Origin of the sequence: Streptomyces sp. NBC_00247 (assembly GCF_036188265.1) — a bacterium.
In the GTDB taxonomy this organism is placed as follows: Bacteria; Actinomycetota; Actinomycetes; order Streptomycetales; family Streptomycetaceae; genus Streptomyces.
This window is the reverse complement of the sequence record NZ_CP108093.1, coordinates 1-17458: the sequence shown is the minus strand read 5'-3', so window position 1 is coordinate 17458 and position 17458 is coordinate 1. Positions and strand designations below refer to the sequence as shown.

Here is a 17458-nt window from a genome sequence, read left to right as displayed (position 1 = left end):
ACGTGACCTCCAGATACGACTACTGCCTCGACGGCCGACGGTGCGACGCGGGTCGCAGTGCAACGCAGGTCGCAGTGCAACGCAGGTCATCTTGCGATAGACGGTACGGCGATCCGGAGGTTCAGCGCAAGTGGAGTTGCTTTAGGCTTGCCGCATGACCACTCCCCGCCCCGCCGCCCCGCCGCTGCGCCGACGCGGGGAGAACATGCGCAGAGCCGTCCTGACCGCCGTCGTCGAGATCCTCTCGGCCGAAGGGCTCGCGGGCGCGACCGTCACCGCGGTCGCCAGGTCCGCCGGAGTGCACGAGACGTCGATCTACCGGCGGTGGAAGACCCGGGAGAACCTCATCGCCGAGGCGTTGGTCGCCGAACTCGACGCGGCCGTGCCCGTCCCGGACACCGGAGACGTGCGGGAGGACCTCACGACGTTCTTCGTCTCCCTCGTCCGGCTGCTGCGTACCGTCCAGGGCCAGGCGCTGCTGCGGCTGAGCGTCGAACGGGACGCCACCCTGGAAGACCGTCGGGGCCCGTACTGGAAGGACCGGCTGGAGCGCGGGACCGTGATGGTCCGGCGCGGCATCGAGCGTGGTGAGCTCGCCGGCGACACCGATCCGCGACTGCTGGTGGAAGCGGTCAGCGGCCCCCTCTTCGCCCGTGTCCTGGTGAGCGACGCGCCGGTGGACGAGGGGCTGGCCGAGCGGCTGGTCGCCCTGGTGCTCGACGGCGCGCGGGCCTGAGGGTCCGGGAAGAGGTCCGGCTCCGCGGCCCGGAGCTCGTGCGTGCGGGCCCTTCCGGTCGGCGGGCGGCTTGTCGACGTCACGGGGCGAAGAGAGGGTGCCACCCGCATGACCTGCCGTCATGCGGGCCGGGACGGAGGCCGGTTGGCCGAGCGGGCGCTTTCCGGCGGCGGGGTGCAACGATCGCGAAACATCGGCGATCTCTTTGTCGTCCAACGGGTAGATCTTGGGTGATACGTGAAGATCATTTGACCTTCCCATGATCGCTCCGGTCGTGAGACTGTCTGCCGGGCGTGTTCGCAGGCGGGACGCCACCGTGTCCACTGCCGCACGCCCCACACAGAACGGCAGTTGCCCGTTCCTGGGGGGAGGGAGCGCCGGAGCGATGCCGTTCCGAACGAGGTGACGGCAGCGTGACCGGCTGATGCCGTCGTGCCCACGAGCGGGCTCTGCCTCCCTCCGGAAGTTGGGCAGAACTCATGTCATGGGCCCGGGACGTCGGCAGAAGACGGCGTCGCAGAAGACAGACTCTGAAGAGAGCCACGGGTGGGGCGGCCTTCGTCTCGGCCGTGGCCGTACTCGCCGGTCTCATCACCGCGGTACCGGCCTCCGCCGCCGGCGCGGAGCAGGAGGAGGACACGGGCCTCTTCCGCAACACCATCGGCGACACCGTGCGGCAGGACCGCTGTCTCGCCGGAGTGGCGCTGCACGCCGGCGGGCCGCGGATGAAGGCCAAGGCGGTCGAGGGCCTCTCGGGCAGCGCCGAGCAACTGCGCTCCACCGTCGGTGACGTCGGCTGGATCGGCTTCTACCCGCTCGGACTCGCCGGCGGCGAGGACCAGGAGGCCGGACTCACCTACCGCGACGACCTCCGCGCCCGGTCGACCGCGCTGGAGGACGGCAACAAGCCGTTCGCCTCCAACGCCTTCTACAGCGACGAGATGGACTGGCACATACCGGAGTTCGACTCCGAGGTGCTCCAGTTCACCCTCTTCACCCAGGAACAGCTCTCCTGGCAGCTCGGCTGGGACGGCCACACCAACGCCAGTCCCGAAGCGGTCGCCCGCGTCCGTGAAATCATGGAGGAGAACCGCGGGCAGGACGTCGACAACGACTGGATCGCCGACTGGTCGTTCCGTGACGAGGACGTCTACGAGACGCGTTACTCGGGTGGCACCACCGCCGGCGACGTCGCGTCCTACCTGAAGTTCGGCGGCCTGCCGACGAAGGCTCCGGCCGAGGGCTCGCCGGAGTACCGGGTCGTGGTGGAGGACCTGAAGCAGGCATGGGCGGGCTGCGACTGGCAGAACCCGCTCGACTTCGACCGCGTACTCAACGGCCCGGTCATGACCGCCATGGCGGAGTGGGAGCTGGAGTACGCCGGGCAGGCGGCCCAGCGCGACACGATCATCCAGGCGGAGACCGACGCGGCGAACGAGACCCGCGAAGCCACCGACGACATGATCCAGGCCATCCAGCAGGCCTGGCGCGCCGACCAGATCCTCACCTGGCAGAAGGTCGTGGCGGAAGAACTCGCCAACGACCCCGACTTCCTCTTCAAGCCCGAACCCGAGCTGTACGAGCAGGCCGAGGCTGACCTCGCCGACGCCCGGGCGAAGGCCGACGAGCTGGCCACCTCGGCCAACAGCCACGCCGCGGCCGCGAAGACGGCGGCGACGAGCGCCACGACCGCGCAGCAGGAGGCGTGGGCCCTCGCCGACACGGCCAAGGTGCCGCGCGGCCGGGGTCTGATGTACGCCCAGCAGTCCGTGCAGGTCGCCCGCGCCTCGGCGGCGGCGGCCGAAGCGGCCGCCAAGGCCACCGGGACGGCCCGCGACGCCACCGACGCCGCGGTCGGCACCAGTCGCACTCTGGCGGCGAAGGCGCAGACCGAGACGCACGCGCTCAACACCGAGTTCCGCCGGATCGCCGCGCAGGAGGCGGCCGCTCAGGCCAAGGCCGCGGCCGACAGCGCGGAGACCAACGCCAAGGCCGCGGCCGACAGCGCGAAGGACGCCGGTACGGCCGAGGCCGCCGCGAAGGGGAAGCAGGAGGTGGCCCGTCAGAAGGCCGCCGTCGCGCAGACCCAGCGTGCCTCCGCCGAATTGGAGTACGCCAACGCCGTAGCCTCCCGCGCCGAGGCCGCCCGGCAGCGGACCACCGCCGCCGGGGCCGAGACCAGGGCCGCGACCCAGCAGGCCGCGGCCGGTACGGCCAAGGCGAGCGCCAAGACGGCCGCGACCGACGCCGCTACCAAGCGCGAGGCCGCCGACGCGAAGGCCCGGGCTGCCCAGGCCGCACGCGAGAAGGCCGCCGCGGCCCAGCAGAAGCAGCAGGCCACCGCGGCCCGCGCCGCCGCCCTGGAGGCGGCGGCCGCCGCCGCCGACGGCAAGGCCACGGCCGAGGAGACCCGCGCCGCCGCCCAGCAGGCACACCAGGCGGCCACCGATGCCGCCACCGCGGCGGCCACCGCCCGCGGCGCGGCTGAGACCGCGACGGCCGCTGCGGTCTCCGCGCGGTCCGCCGCGACGAAGGCCGAGGGAGCCGCCGGACGGGCCCAGGCCGATGCGGACGCCGCGTGGTCGGCGTACCTCGCGTCGACCGGCGCCGCGGCCTCCGCCCGCGCCGAGGCCGCCAAGGCACTCGACGCCGCCGGGGACGCCGCACTGCGCGCCCAGAACGCCGCCACCGCGTCGGACCAGGCATCCGCCCTGGCGAAGCGGGCCGGCGACGAGGCCGCTTCGGCCGGGGTCGAGGCCGCGCAGGCCGTCGACTCCGCCGCGGTCACCGCGGGCCGCGCCTACGCGGCCGGGCAGGCGGCTCTCGCCGCGCGGGACAGCGCGACCAAGGCGGTGGCCGCATCGGCCGACGCCGTCGCGCTCGGTATGCCGTACCAGGAGAGCGACAGCGCCGCCGCGTTCGCCGTGCTGACCGGCCAGAAGTCCAAGACGGTGGCCGAGCAGCAAGCGGCCGCCGCGGCGGCCAAGGCCGCCGAGGCGGAGCAGGCAGCCGAGGACGCCCAGCAACTCGCCGATCAGGCGCAGGGCGATGTCAAGGTCGCGGCCGAGGCGGCGGCACAGGCCGCCGGAGACTCGGCACGTGCTATCACCGCCGCAGCCACCGCCCAGACATCCGCCCAAGCGGCGGCCGTGTCCCGGGAAGGCGCCAAGAAGGCCGCCGACACGGCCTCCGGCTACGCGCAGCAGGCGGGCAACGACGCGCTCAGCGCCCAGCAGACGGCCAACTCGACCGACACCGTCGCCGGTGACGCGGACCGCGAGGCCACCGACGCCGAACGCGACGCCCTGAAGGCCGCCGAAGCCGACGACCGGGCGGCCCAGGCCGCCGCGGAGGCCAAGGCGCAGGCCGACAAGGCGGACAAGGACGCCCAGGAGGCCGAGGACCGCGCCTCGGACGCCGACGGCGACAGCGCCGCAGCCGAGGAGGCCGCCGACCAGGCGGAGAAGGAGCAGCGGGAGGAGAACGAGCAGCAGCACCAGCAGGCCATGGAGGAGGGCGACTACCCGATCCCGGGCGGCCCCTCCTCGTGGGCCGAGCTGGGTGAGCAGCAGGAAGCCATCCTGCTGGCCAAGTGCGGCCAGAGCTGCGTCGACGACTACCGCGACGCGTACGCCGCCGTCTCCGTCCACGTCCTCGACTGGGTCGCGGCCCACGGCGGGCAGATCCTCCTGGACGACCTCGGCGTGGCCGAGGTCAAGGAGTGCCTGAGCTACAGCGGCGTCGAGAGCTGCCTCTGGGACCTGGTGGACATCGCCTCGTCCGCCGTCGTCGTCGGCCGGATTCCCGCGCTCGCGGCGGCGATCGAGCAGGTGAGCGCCGGCATCCAGCAGGTCTTCACCGACGCCGACGACGCCCAGCGCAAGCTGACCGAACTCACCGAGCTGATCGGTACGACCCGCAGCACCGCGCGCCTGGACCGGTGCATCGCAGGTGTCGCGCTGCACGCGGGCGGCCCCGAGATGAAGGCCGAGGCCATCACGGCGCTGTCCGGCACCAATGCCGATCTGCGCGCGGCCGTCGGTGACATCGGATGGATCGGTCTCGAACCGCTCGGCCAGGCACGCACCCGTGACGTGCAGGCCGCGTTCGACTACCGGGACGCGCTGGCTGCCCGGTCGAACGCGCTGGAGAAGGCCAACAAGCCGTACGCCGAGTCGGCGTTCTTCAGCGACGACATGGAATGGCACGTACCGGCATTCGACGAAGAGGTCCTGCAGTTCACCCTCTTCACCCAGGAGAAGATCTCCGGCCGTCTCGGCTGGGACGGGCACAGCAACGCCGGCGCGGAGTCCGTCGCGCGCGCCAAGGAGATCACCGAGGACAACCGGGGCAAGGACTCCTGGTACGACTGGACCGCCGATGTGATGCTGCGCGACAGCGAGGTGGCCAACACCCGCTACGCGGGCGGTACCACCGGTAGCGACATCGCGTCCTACCTCCGGCACGGCGGTTTCCTGACCGAGGCCCCGGCCAAGGACAGCCCGGAGTTCCGCGAAGAGGTGGAGAACCTCAAGCAGTCCTGGGCCACCTGTGACAGCGCGGAACCCACCGACCCGCGGAACAAGCTCTCCGCGGTGACCGCGCAGGCGCACACCGAGTGGGAGGCGGAGTACGCCGCCCAGGCCGCTCCCCGCACCCTGATCGCGCAGGCGGAGGCCGACGCGTCGGCCGCCACGCGCGAGGCCACCGACGACATGGTCGAAGCCATCGGCCAGGCGTGGCGCGCCCAGCAGATCCTCACCTGGCAGCAGGTCTGGCACGACACCCTGGAGGACGACCCGGACAACATCTTCAAGCCCAAGCAGGCTTTGTTCGACCGGGCCAAGGCCGATCTGGCCACCGCCCGGGGCAAGATCGCCGCGCTGACCGCCTCCGCCAAGACGAACGCCGCCGCCGCGAAGACCGCCGCGCAGAAGGCCGTCGACGCGCAGGAGGACGCCTGGGCGATTGCCGACGCGGCCGAAGTCCCGCGCGGCCGGGGCCTGATGTACGCCCAGCAGTCGGTCCAGGTCGCCCGCGCCTCCGGCGCGGCCGCCGAGGCCGCCGCGAAGGCGACGGAGACGTCGCTGAACGCGGCCAACGCGACCGTGTCGACGTCCGAGGCGCTGCTCGCCCTGGCGAAGACCGAGACGCACGCGGTGAACACCGAGTTCAGGCGCGTCGCCGCGGAGGAGGCCGCAGCACAGGCGAAGGCGGCGGCCGACAGCGCCGATGCCTACGCGGCCTCGGCCGCGGCGAACGCCGCGACCGCCAAGAAGGCCAAGGAAACCGCCCTGGCGGAGGAGGAGGACGCACGCCAGGCTGCGGCCGACGCCCAGGCGTCGCGCGCCGTGGCCGAACTGGAGCGCGCCAACGCGGCGGCCTACCGGGCCACCGCGGAGAGCGAGCGGGACAAGGCATCCGCATCCGAGGCGGAGGCCTCCGCGCAGGGCCGGATCGCCAGTGACGCCCGGACCTCGGCAGAGGCGGCGGGAAGCACGGCGTCGGCCCGCAGGGGTGACGCCGAGCAGGCGGAGCGCGACGCGGTCGACGCCCGTGGCAGGGCTTTGGAGGCCGAGCAGCGGCGGGATTCGCTGAGCGCGAAGGCCGCGGCCCTGGAGGCGCACGCTGCGGCTGTGGATGGCACGGACGCGGCAGAGGCCGCTCGTGCCGCCGCCACCGATGCGCGGGCTGCCGCCAATACGGCGACGACGGCGGCCACCAACGCGCGTGCGGCGGCGAACGCGGCTACGACCGCGGCCACCACCGCCCGTGAGGCTGCCACCAAGGCGCAGGGCGCGGCATCGCGTGCCCAGGCGGCGTCCGACGCCACCTGGGCCTCGTACCTGGTGGCGGTCGGTTCCGCCGCGGCGGCCCACGCCGCGGCGGCCGAGGCCATCGACGCCTCCGAGGCGGCGGCGCTCGACGCCAAGGGTGCCAAGGAACAGTCCGAGAAGGCTTCCGCCGCGGCCAAGAAGGCCAAGGAGGAAGCGACCGCGGCGCGCAGTGAGGCGCTGCAGACGGCGTCATGGGCTGCGGTCACCGCGGGCAAGGCGCTCGCGGCCGTGCAGTCGTCACTCGCGGCGCGCGACTCCGCGGCAGCGGTGATCAAGCCGGCGAACGAGGCGATCACACTCGGTACGCCGTACCAGGAGACCGACAGCTCGGCCGCGTTCGCGACACTCACCGGCCAGCAGGCCCTGACGGTCTCGCAGCAGCAGGCAGCGGCGGCCACCGCAACGGCAGACATGGCCGAGGGGTACTCCGCGGAGGCCAAGGCCCTCGCAGCCCAGGCAGCGGCGGACATGAAGCTGGCGGCGCAGGCGTCCGCGGCGGCTGCCGCCGACGCGGCCCGTGCCGCCAAGGCGTACCAGCGGGCCCAGGCGTCGGCCACCCAGGCCGCGAAGGACGCGAAGCTCGCCGAGGCGTCGGCCAACCGCGCCGACGGCTACGTCCAGTCGGCGGGCGCGGACGTGGTGAGGGCCTGGACGGCCTCGAACGACGCCGCCACGGACGCGGCAGCGGCGGACGCCGCGGCCACCGAGGCGGAGCACGACGCCGCTTCGGCCCGTGCCACGGCCACCAAGGCCGAGGAGGACGCGGCCAGCGCCCGCGACACCGCCACCCAGGCGGAGACCGACGCGACGGCGGCGGAGAAGGCGTCCGAAGGGGCGTGGGACGCCGCGAACGAGGCCCAGCAGGCCGCCGACCGCACCGAGAAGGCCGACAACACCGAACACATCACGCAGGGTGCCACCACCGGGATCGGTGGTGTGTGGGAAGTCCTCGACCACGTCGAGTACATCGGCGATCCCAAGAACGTCGACAAGGACAACTGCAACCCGATCGTCCACATCGGCGACTGCACCATCACGGCCGACGTCACCTACAAGTCGCACTCCGACGTGTTCATGTGCCTGGCCGAGTCGGGCTCCTACTCGGGCAGCTGCCCGCAGGCGGACACGGTCTACCTCGGTCCTGAGGTCTCGGACGCCCGCACCGAGCGGATGTCGCAGACGCTGACGATGGTCGAGTTCAACTCGGGCATCGACCCCATCGACATCCTGCTCGGCGACTTCATCGGCTGCGCCAAGCTGATCAATCCGTTCATGGAGGGCGGCAGCTGGGGCGACTGCGCCTGGGTCGTGGGCATGTTCGCGGTCGGCGCGCTCTTCAAGGCGGGCAAAGTCGCGGTGACGGCGCTGGACGCCTCCCTCAAGACCGGCATCGGGTTCATGGACGCCTTCCGGGCGCTTCGTGCCATCGGCCTGACCGAGGGAGCCTCCGCCGGCATCATCAGCCGGATCCTCCGGAAGATCGGCGAGGCGTGCGAGGCGGAGGACATCGCGACCTTCCGGGTCGTGTCGTTCTCCGTCGCCGCGTCCGGCGACGGGATCGTGAAGAAGTGCGCCAGGATCCTCGCCGACCTGGTGAAGGACGGCGATCACGTCGTCCTCGGAATCAACCCCTACTCGGACGACCTGGCCAAGGCTGTCGGCGGGGGCACGTTCAACAACAAGGAGCTGTACGGCATCGAACTGCCGGAAAGCATGGGGATGGGAAAGCGCGCCATTTGGACCGTGGGAGTGGAGCGAGCCGTGTCCAACCCCAAAGTGGAGCTCTCGGTGACCCTGGACGGGGTCGAAGGTGCCAAGAACGCCGACGAGGCGCTGGCCCTTCTTCTGGAGAGAGGGGATTCGATTACGGACAGCAGCTGGAAGCTCATCCAGGACGGCGGCTTCGGAACCGCTTGGGAGATGGTCAAACTCCGTGCGGCTCTCCGCGTGCAGTACCGCACATGGGACTCCATCAAGTGGTACATGACCAAGCTGGACGAGAACGGCAAGAAGGTGTTCGAGCAGGTGTACCCGAAGCGCTTGACGTACGCCAACGGAACGCCGGTCGACTGAAGCGTGTGTCGAAAGTCCCGCGTGTCCGGCGACGCCCGGCACACGCCTCAGTAGGAGGAGGATGGTGGTCATGACCGATTTCATCCGGGAGGGGCGGCTCTTCAGAGTCACCGCGTTCCTCCCCTCGCACCGACTGCTTTTCCTGGCCAGTGCAGCCACGCTGGTGGACGGGACCACGACGAGGGTCGAGGTCTCCATCGGGCATGTGGAGCTGATGTTCCTCAAGCCCCTGTACCGGAACGGGCTCCACATACGCCGGGCGACCACCGCCGAGTTCGCCGTACTCAGCGAACGGCACGGCATTCCGGAAGCAAGCGCCGAGTACACCTGGATGCTGGAGCGGGACGGCGACAGCTTCGTCGTCGGTGCCAATCCGAACTGGCGTGAAGCGGAGTACGAGCTGATGGGTGAGCGTCAGTCGCTGTACGACGAGCCCTGGCCGCCGGACTTCCCGGCGGAATCGGGGCACGTCGACTGACCTGCCGGCGCCCTGACCGGGGAGAGCGGAACGGCGCGGTCCCCCGTCCTGGGCGACGGCAGCACGATCTGACGTGACCTCCCGGGGTGAGCGGTCCCGACCGGACCGCTCACCCCGGAACAGCGCGACAGCCACTGTGAACGCAGAATGCCTGGGCCGGATTCACGGCCCAGGCATTCTGTGGTCTCTGCCTTCTTGCTTCCCCTTGTCCGAACGCTTCTCAGCCGAGCGATTTCAACTGCGCCTCGACCAGATTCTCCGGGACGGCGGCCTTCTTCGTGTCCAGCATGTTGACCCCGTAGAAGGCGGCGATCACACCGCCGTGCCGCACGACCGTGTAGGTCGTGGGAATCGTCTGGTCGGAGACGGCGGTGGTGATGTCGTAGCTGACCGCCTCGTCCCCGAGGTCCGGGTCACCGAGCCGTTTGACGGACTTGTAGGCCAGGCCGAGTGTCTTGAATCCCTTCGGGCATTCCTTCAACGCGGTGCGCAGGTCGTTCATGACCTGCTTCGCGTTCTTCTCGGAGTGCGAGGCAAGCCACATGGACCCGACGGTAGCGTTCTTGGCGTCCGAGGGCGCCAGGGAGCGGTGCACGAGGCTCACCGGCGCGATACTGGTGGTCCCGCCCGCCAGACTGGCCAGGGGCTGGCACTCCTTCTTGTCGGCCTTCATGTCCAGCCCGGCGGAAACCTCCGCCTCGGAGACCTTCTTCATCTCGTACCCGGCGGCCTTTCCGGAAAGGGCCGCCTTCTCCAGTTCCGCGGGCGGGACGGCGCCTATCTTCTTGGCGTTCTCGGTGGCCTTTTCGACGGCGCTGTCCTCCTTGCTCGGAGACTCCTTGCCGGTGGCCGCGGGCTTCTTCTCCGCGGCCTTGTCGTGCGTGTCCGAACTGCAGGCCGAAGCCAGCACGAGGACGGGCAGGACGATTGCGGCCGGAAGAATTCTACCGATGAACACCAATGTCTCCTGGAAATCAGTCAGTTCCTGAGCAAGGACGAAGAACGATCCTACCGACGGATGATCTTGCGTCGGGTAACAATTCGGGGTCGGAGCCGGGCCCACCCCGAGCCGCCGGGCCACGGCGGCCGGGTCCCGGACGCACGCCGCCGGCGGCCGGCCAGGCTGTTCCGACGGACCGGCCACCGAACGACGGACGGCCCCGACGACCGGGACCTTCCGCTGTCAGCTCACGGCGCCCAGGGGGCGTCCACCGACCACGTGGTGTCCTCGGTGAAGGACGCCTGGTTGTCCCACGTGTTGGTGCCGCCCGGGGTGGCCAGCCACACCTCGGAGTTGATGTGGCGCAGGTAGCTGCCGGGCAGGTTGACGCTCGACAGACGAACCCCGCCGGTCCCCGCGACCGCGCACCAGGTGGCGTCCGCCTTGAAGAGGGCCGAGCCGTCGCTCGTGTCCCGGCGGACCCGGAAGTTCTGGTGGCGCAGGTACTCGCCCGGGTAGTTGCGCGACTCGAAGGAATAGCAGTTGCTGTTCGCCAGGCCGGCGACGACCTTCCAGGTGGCGTCGCTCTTCAGCAGCGCGGCGCTGTTGGCGTCGACGACCGCCGTGTACGCGAGCCCCTCGGAGTGGCGCAGGTACTTGTTGGTGTGGCCGGGGGTGGTGACCCGGAGCGACTTGTAGCCGCCGGTGGGCAGCGTCACCGCCGTCGTCCCCGCCTTCGAGGCGGCGATGAGGGCCTGGTTGGCGGCCTTCACCCGGGCGGTGTCCACCTTCACCACCTGCCGGTCGTAGGTGAGGAGGCCGTTTGCCTCGTTCTCCACGTCGGTGATCTCCGTGTACACCGAGGCGGAGAGACCGGCCGGCAGCTGACCGACCCGGATGCTGTCGATCAGACCCGTGAAGCGGTTGTTGAGGGCCGACACGCTCGCCTGGTCCTCGTAGCTGAAACCGCCGCCCGGGTACCACTCGTGGCCCGCGACCTTGTACCCCAGCCCGCCGAACTCGCCGAGTACGGCCGCCCGCGTCGCGGAGGGCGCGGTGTTGCCCGGTCCGACGTAGTTGTGGTTGTCGACGACGTCACCGTTGCCGCCGTCCACCGCGCCGCAGCAGTTGACCCCGCTCATGTTGTCGACCAGCCGGGACGGGTCGTACGCCTTCACCTCGTTGGCGATCCTGGCCTGGTCGTACTGGCCCCAGCCCTCGTTCTCGTTCACCCACAGCACCAGCGACGGCGAACTGCGGTGCTGGTCGATGATCGCGTGGTACTCCGCCTCCCACTGCGTCCGTGCCGCACTGTCCGGCGACTTGCCGGTGTCCATCGCGGGCATGTCCTGCCAGACGAGGAGCCCGAGCTTGTCCGCCCAGTAGAACCAGCGCTGCGGCTCGACCTTGATGTGCTTGCGGACCATGTTGAACCCGAGGTCCTTGTGCGCCTGGAGGTCGGACCTGAGCGCCGCGTCGGTCGGCGCGGTGTAGATGCCGTCCGGCCAGTAGCCCTGGTCCAGCGTGCCGGTCTGGAAGACGAACTTCCCGTTGAGCACCGGGCGCAGGATGTTGTCCACCTTGGCGAGCCCGATGGACCGCATCCCGGTGTAGCCGCCCACCGTGTCGGTGACCGCCGAACCGTCGAGCAGCTCCGTCTTCACGTCGTACAGGAACGGGTCCTCCGGGGTCCACAGGTGCGTGTTCGGCACGGGCACGGAGACCTCCGCGCCCACCGTGCCCGTCGCCGTGCCCACCGTCGTACCGCCGGTGGAGACGGTCACCCGGGCGCTGCGGCCCGAGGCGCCCGCCGCCTGCACCTTCACCCGCAGGGTGCTGTCACCCAGGCTCGGGGTCATGTCCAGCCGGGTGACGTGCGCGACGGCCACCGGCTCCAGCCAGACGGTCTGCCAGATGCCGGATGCCGCGGTGTAGAAGATCCCGCCGCCCGAGTGCGGCGCCACGTCGTTGATCCGCTGCTTGCCGACGGCCTGGCCGCCGGTCTGCGTCGGGTCGTAGACCGACACGACCACGGTGTTCGTCCCGCCGTTCAGCTGCGGGGTGATGTCGTACGAGAACGAGTCGTACCCGCCCTTGTGCGCCCCCACCTGGGTGCCGTTGACCCAGACCGTGGTCTGCCAGTCGGAGGCGCCGAAGTTGAGCTGCACCCGCCGCCCGCTCCAGTTGGACGGCACGGTGAACGTCCGCTTGTACCAGAGCTTGTCGTTCTCGGTGATCTTGCGCTGGATGCCGGAGAGCGCGGACTCCGCCACGAACGGCACCCGGATCTGTTCGGTGAACGACGCGGGCTGACCGGCGTTCTTGCCGGTCACCGCGAAGTCCCAGATGCCGTTGAGGTTCGCCCAGTCCGGACGGGTGAGCTGCGGGCGCGGGTACTCGGGCAACGGCTGGTCGACGGAGACCTGGTTGGTCCACGGCGTCGTCATGGGCGCCGTCTTCGGCGACCAGGCGGTGGCCGCCGCGGCGGCCGGAGCCGTACCGGCTCCGACCAGGGCGCCGGCCATCAGAGCCAGCAGGCCGGTGCCCGCCGTGAGCCGTCGCCACCAGGTTCTGCGGCGCGGTGCGGGTGCGGACTTCATCCTGAGACCTCCTTCACATGGGGGCCCCGCGCGCCGGACCGGCGCGCGGGGTGGTGCGGGGGAGATCCGGCGGGACTGCTCGTCAGAGCAGCTGCCAGAGGTGGTCGTCGGTGCCGTTGTCGTCGAACTGGACGACGTGGGCGCTGTCGGCGAGGGACATCAGATCCACGCCGAGCACCTTGTCCGAGTGCCGGTTGCGGATGCGGTACCAGCCGTCGCCGTTCGGAACGAGCTGCCAGAGGTGGTCGTCGGTGTCGCTGTCGTCGAACTGGACGACGTGCGCGCTGTTGGCCGTGGACATCAGGTCGACGCCGAGCACCTTGCCGGAGTGCCGGTTGCGGATGCGGTACCAGCCGTCGCCGTTGGCGACCAGCCGCCAGAGGTGGTCGTCGGTGCCGGTGTCGCCGAACTGCACCACGTGGGCGCTGTTCGTGATCGACATCCCGTCGACGCCGAGCACCTTGCCCGAGTTCTTGTTGGCGATCCTGTACCAGCGGTCCGCCAGCCAGGGCGCCGCGTCCGGTGCGGCTGTCGGGAACGACGTGATCCGCAGCCGCGCCGCCCCCATCGGGACGAGGGTGACCTGCTCGATGGGCTCGGTGCTGCGCGCCGGGCTCTGCTGGAGCGGCGCCACCACGTGCTCGTCGTCGGCGCTCCACTCGGGGATGCGGCGGGCGCGCGCGGTCAGCGTGAGCGGGGTGCCCTCCAGGGTGAAGGGGTTCGAGCCGGCCGCCAGCCGGGCGGACCGCTCACGCGCGCGGGCACGCGGGGCCGCGGTGGCCTGGGGCAGCGCGCCGTCCAGCACCAGCCCGTAGTTCCACGGGGTGGTCGCGTGCACCGCGTACTCCGGGAACTGGTCTGTGCCGCCGATACGCTCGTAGCTCTCGCCGATCCGGAGCGAGTACGTGAGCGGCCCGCGGTCGATGCTCACCGAACCGTGGTTCGCCGCCCAGGTGCGTACGGTGGTCTGCTGCGGGAAGCGCAGCGTGACCTTGTCGCCGTTGCTCCAGGTGCGGTCGACGCGGGTGAAGGCCGGACCGGCGGGAGCGGTGACGCGCTGCCCGTTGACCCGGATCTCCGGCGCGGTGCACCAGGCCGGGACACGCAGCACCAGCGGGAACTTCAGCGGCTTCGGGGTCTTGAGAGCGAGCGTGACCGTGTCCGTGAAGGGGTAGTCGGTCTCCTCGGTGATCGTGATCTGGGTGCCGTCCGCGACCGCGGCCGTCACCTCGCTGGCCGCGTACATCGCCGCCGCCAGCCCGCCGTCGGGGGTCGCGAGCCAGAGCTCTTCGAGGAAGTACGGCCAGCCCATGCCGTAGTTGTGCGGGCAGCAGCGGTACTGGTCCACGCCCGGCAGGTACGCCTGCATCGCGAAGGGGTTCTGGAACTGCCGGTCCCGCTTGGGCTCGTTGTCCAGATCGACGCTGTTTGCGCTGGTGATGTAGTGGATCGCCCTGCCCGAGGGATCGAGCGAGGCGGGAAGCGAGTTGAACGCCAAGTCCTCGCAACGGTCCGCCCAGAGCGGGTCGCCCGTGATCCGGGTGAGCAGCTGGTGGCTCGCCATGAACTCCACGATGCCGCAGGTCTCGAACCCCTGCCGTGGATCGCCGTGCCCGGCGCGGGCGTTCTCGTCGCCGGCGATCCCGCCACCGGCGAACTGCCCGTACTGGTCGATCGCCTTGGCGTACGTGCCGTACGTGTCCTTGGTGTCCTGCGCCGAGCCGCTGCGCAGCGCGTACTGGGCGGGCTCGCGGAATCCCTGCGCGATGTTGACGTTGTGCGGGTTGACCAGGTTGTCGCCCCAGTCGGCGCCGTTCTGGTGGATCTTGTCGGCGAGTTCGAGCAGGAAGGTGTCGCCGGTCCGGTTGAACAGCCAGAAGACGCTGTCCAGGCCGTCGCCCCAACGCAGCGCGATCCAACTGGTGTTGAAGGCTCCCGGACCCTGGGCGTTCATGTACCGGAAGAACCGGCTGAGGAAGGGGATCACCCGGGTGTCGCCGCTGTACTCCTGCCAGGAGCGCAGCGCCTGGATCAGCGGGAGGAAGGGCCAGAAGTCGGGTCCGCCGTTGAGCGAGGTGCGCAGTGCCTTGGGGCCGAAGAACCCGTCCGACTGCTGCGTGGTGAGGATCGCGTCGATCCAGCGCCGGGTGGCGGCGAGCGCCTTCGCGTCGCCGGTCACGATCGCCAGGTCGGTGTATCCCCGCAGCCAGTATGGGACTTCCTCCCAGCCGCCCTGGTCGGTGTGCACCCAGCCGGAGGTGTCGAAGTCGAGGAAGTGGGAGAACTCCTCGTACCGTCCGCAGAGGCCGTCCAGCTGGAGTTCGAGCTGGCCGGCGAGCCAGCCCCGTGCCTTGACCCGGCCGGGCGGCAGCTTCTGGAACGCGGTCGGGTGCAGCGGGGCGGCGTTCGGGGCGTAGTGGCCGCCGCGCGCCACCGGCGCCACGTGACCCGCCGCGGTCGCGGTGGTGGCCCAGCGGCCCATGGCGGCGGTCGAGGCGGCGGTGACCAGGGCGCTGGTCATGAAGTGCCGACGGTTCAGGGGCATGTGGAAGCTCCACTTCTGCTCTGCGGCAGCCTCGTTCCGCGCCCTGGTGCGACGACTTGGGCGCATGGCGAAGAAGGCTGCCGCGTTCCGGTGCGGTGGTGCGACAACTTCTATGCAACGTTGGAAAAATGATGTCGGCGGTATGACAGCACGCCGTCAAGCCAGTGTCCATACATCGCGCAGCGGTTGGTGCGGGGCCGGCGCGTGGTGCCGGGGTGCGGCGTCCGGGGCGCCGCCCGGTCCGGCGGAAAACGGATGGAGGCGGCGGCAGGCACGGTGATGGGATGGGGCGATGAGGCGCGACGAGTCGGCGGCGGTGGACCGGGGGTCGTACCGGGACGCGGTGACGCCCTGGGAGACCCGTACGTGGCGGGAGGCCGCCCTGGCATGGGTGGAGGGCGAGCTCGCGGCGCGCGGGCTGCGCGAAGCGGGTGGGCGAGCCGTGCGGCTGCGACCGTGGTCCGTCCTGGTGCGGATTCCCGTCGAGGGGCACGGAGTCGTGTTCTTCAAGGCCTCCCCGCCCGCGAGCGCCTTCGAAGCGGGGCTGACCGAATCCCTGGCGCGCTGGATTCCCGGACGTGTGCTGGAGCCGATCGCCGTCGACGCCGAGCGGGGGTGGTCGCTCCTGCCGGACGGCGGTCCCCTCTTCCGGGACCAGCTGAACCGTGGAGCCGCGGGTCCGGCGGAGTGGGAGGAGATGCTGCGGCAGTACGCGCAAGCGCAGCGGGAATTGACTCCGTACGTCGGAAGAATGGAATCACTCGGTGTTCCGGACGGGCGCGTGGCGGCCCTTCCGGAGATCTTCGACCGGATGGTCGAGGACAACTCCGTGCTGGCTCAGGCCGACCGCGCGGCGTTACGGGACATCCGTCCCCGTCTCGCGGAGTGGTGCGCGGAACTCGCGGGCTTCGGAATCGCCGAAACGCTCGACCATGGCGACCTGCACGACGGCCAGTCGTTCGTGCCGGAACCGGGCCGCTTCGTTTTCTTCGACTGGGGAGACGCGGCGCTTGCGCACCCATTCTGCGGCCTCCTGATTCCCGGGCGGGTGGTCCGCGAGCGATACGGCCCCGAGGCGCTGCCGCGCCTGCGTGACGCCTACCTGGAACCATGGACGGGGACCTGCCACACCCCCTCTGAGCTGCGACGAGCCGTCAGCCTGGGGTGGCGGCTCGGAGCGATCGGCCGAGCCTGCTCCTGGGCCCGGCTCTTCCCGGGCGCGGCGCGTGGTGCGGGCGACCTCGGGTTCGTGGACGGCGCCCGCTGGCTGCGGGAATTGCTCACCGAGCCGCCTCTTTGACGGGAAATCCGGCGGCCGGGTCATCGGATGGTTCCAATGACTCTTACGTGGACATCCGCATGGGCGACGGGGTCATGATCGCTCCCAGCGTGACGCTGACCACGACGGGGCATCCGGTGCGTCCCGCGCCCCGAGTCGACTTCGGTCGCTACTCGGAGCCGATCGTGATCGAGGACAAGGTCTGGATCGGCGGCAACGTCGTGGTCCTGCCCGGCGTTCGCATCGGATACGGCTCCGTCATCGGTGCCGGCAGCGTCGTCAGCCGCAGCATTGCGGCGATGACCGTTGCACTCGGAACACCTTGCCGGGTGGTCCGCCACATCACGGACGAGGACCTCACCACCCGCACCGCCGGAAGCGAGATGTAGTCCTGTCGATCACATCGCACTCAGGATCGATTGGACTGCCGCGACTCGGTTGACGCCACGTCAGTCTCATGGGTGACGTCGTCGAGTCGCCCCGGCGTGGCAGGCGGGAGGGCCGGGTTCGGCCCGGCGCGCTGGGGCCGGCCCCTGCGGAGCGCGACACGGAGCCGTGCGCTACGCGGCCCAGTGGCCCGGTCGCTGCAACGCCGCTGGGATCCGGGTCGCCTGGTCGCCTCGAGCGGCATTGAGCTGGGGCTGGGTGAGAAACAGGGCTCCCGTGAGGTCCGCCCCGCACAGGTTTGCGTCTCGAAGGTCCGCGCCGATGAAGTCCGCGTCGCGCAGGTCCGCCCCGGAGAGGTCGGCGGCGATCAGGTAGGCGCCGCGCATGCTGGCACCGCGCAGTTTGGCGGTCGTCATGCGCTTGCCCATGAGGTCGGCGTTCCGGTGGTCCTTCTTCTTGCCGGGCACCGAGGCGCGGGCGAGTTCACTGGCCCGCAACAGCAGCGGGTTCACTTCCGCGCGCAACACCATCACGTCGATGGCGAGCAGCGACTCGGCCGTGCCGCGCGTCATCGCGTCGAGCC

At 70.8% G+C, this 17458-nt stretch carries 9 protein-coding genes; 5 read left to right on the top strand and 4 right to left on the bottom strand.

The window, feature by feature from the left end; all coding sequences use genetic code 11:
* Positions 1-154 precede the first annotated feature (154 nt).
* The 3 genes from OHT52_RS00045 to OHT52_RS00035 all read left to right on the top strand — a co-directional run bounded on the left by OHT52_RS00045 (position 155) and on the right by OHT52_RS00035 (position 9124).
* A complete protein-coding gene (locus tag OHT52_RS00045) occupies positions 155-736 on the top strand; it encodes a TetR/AcrR family transcriptional regulator (protein WP_328717981.1) in 582 nt (193 codons plus the stop codon).
* A 569-nt stretch (positions 737-1305) separates the two neighbouring features.
* Positions 1306-8646, top strand: a complete 7341-nt coding sequence (locus OHT52_RS00040; protein WP_328717980.1) for a polymorphic toxin type 27 domain-containing protein — start codon at positions 1306-1308, stop codon at positions 8644-8646.
* A 70-nt stretch (positions 8647-8716) separates the two neighbouring features.
* Entirely contained in the window at positions 8717-9124 is a 408-nt protein-coding gene (locus OHT52_RS00035) for a hypothetical protein (RefSeq protein WP_328717979.1), read from the top strand.
* 220 nt (positions 9125-9344) lie between these two features.
* Here the strand turns inward: OHT52_RS00035 and OHT52_RS00030 are convergent, their stop codons facing one another.
* The 3 genes from OHT52_RS00030 to OHT52_RS00020 all read right to left on the bottom strand — a co-directional run bounded on the left by OHT52_RS00030 (position 9345) and on the right by OHT52_RS00020 (position 15209).
* Positions 9345-10082 (bottom strand): hypothetical protein, encoded by a 738-nt coding sequence (locus OHT52_RS00030; RefSeq protein ID WP_328717978.1) that lies wholly within the window; start codon positions 10080-10082, stop codon positions 9345-9347.
* A gap of 230 nt (positions 10083-10312) precedes the next feature.
* On the bottom strand, positions 10313-12664 hold the full coding sequence (locus OHT52_RS00025) for an AbfB domain-containing protein (protein ID WP_443046432.1): 2352 nt from the start codon (positions 12662-12664) through the stop codon (positions 10313-10315).
* An 82-nt stretch (positions 12665-12746) separates the two neighbouring features.
* Positions 12747-15209: an RICIN domain-containing protein gene (locus OHT52_RS00020; protein ID WP_328717977.1), complete on the bottom strand. Its 2463-nt coding sequence runs from the start codon at positions 15207-15209 to the stop codon at positions 12747-12749.
* Between the two features lie 292 nt (positions 15210-15501).
* Between OHT52_RS00020 and OHT52_RS00015 the strand changes: the two genes are divergently transcribed.
* Entirely contained in the window at positions 15502-16509 is a 1008-nt protein-coding gene (locus tag OHT52_RS00015; protein ID WP_328717976.1) for an aminoglycoside phosphotransferase family protein, read from the top strand.
* A 47-nt stretch (positions 16510-16556) separates the two neighbouring features.
* Positions 16557-16877: a DapH/DapD/GlmU-related protein gene (locus OHT52_RS00010; protein WP_328717975.1), complete on the top strand. Its 321-nt coding sequence runs from the start codon at positions 16557-16559 to the stop codon at positions 16875-16877.
* A gap of 171 nt (positions 16878-17048) precedes the next feature.
* Here OHT52_RS00010 and OHT52_RS00005 read toward each other — a convergent pair.
* Positions 17049-17458 (bottom strand): pentapeptide repeat-containing protein (locus OHT52_RS00005; protein ID WP_328717974.1); only part of this gene is annotated, 410 nt, incomplete at its 5' end.

Coding starts and splice junctions, on each gene's coding strand:
- OHT52_RS00025 (WP_443046432.1), bottom strand. CDS start 12,664: ATGAAGTCCGCACCCGCACCGCGCCGCAGAACCTGGTGGCGACGGCTC.
- OHT52_RS00015 (WP_328717976.1), top strand. CDS start 15,502: ATGAGGCGCGACGAGTCGGCGGCGGTGGACCGGGGGTCGTACCGGGAC.
- OHT52_RS00045 (WP_328717981.1), top strand. CDS start 155: ATGACCACTCCCCGCCCCGCCGCCCCGCCGCTGCGCCGACGCGGGGAG.
- OHT52_RS00035 (WP_328717979.1), top strand. CDS start 8,717: ATGACCGATTTCATCCGGGAGGGGCGGCTCTTCAGAGTCACCGCGTTC.
- OHT52_RS00020 (WP_328717977.1), bottom strand. CDS start 15,209: ATGCCCCTGAACCGTCGGCACTTCATGACCAGCGCCCTGGTCACCGCC.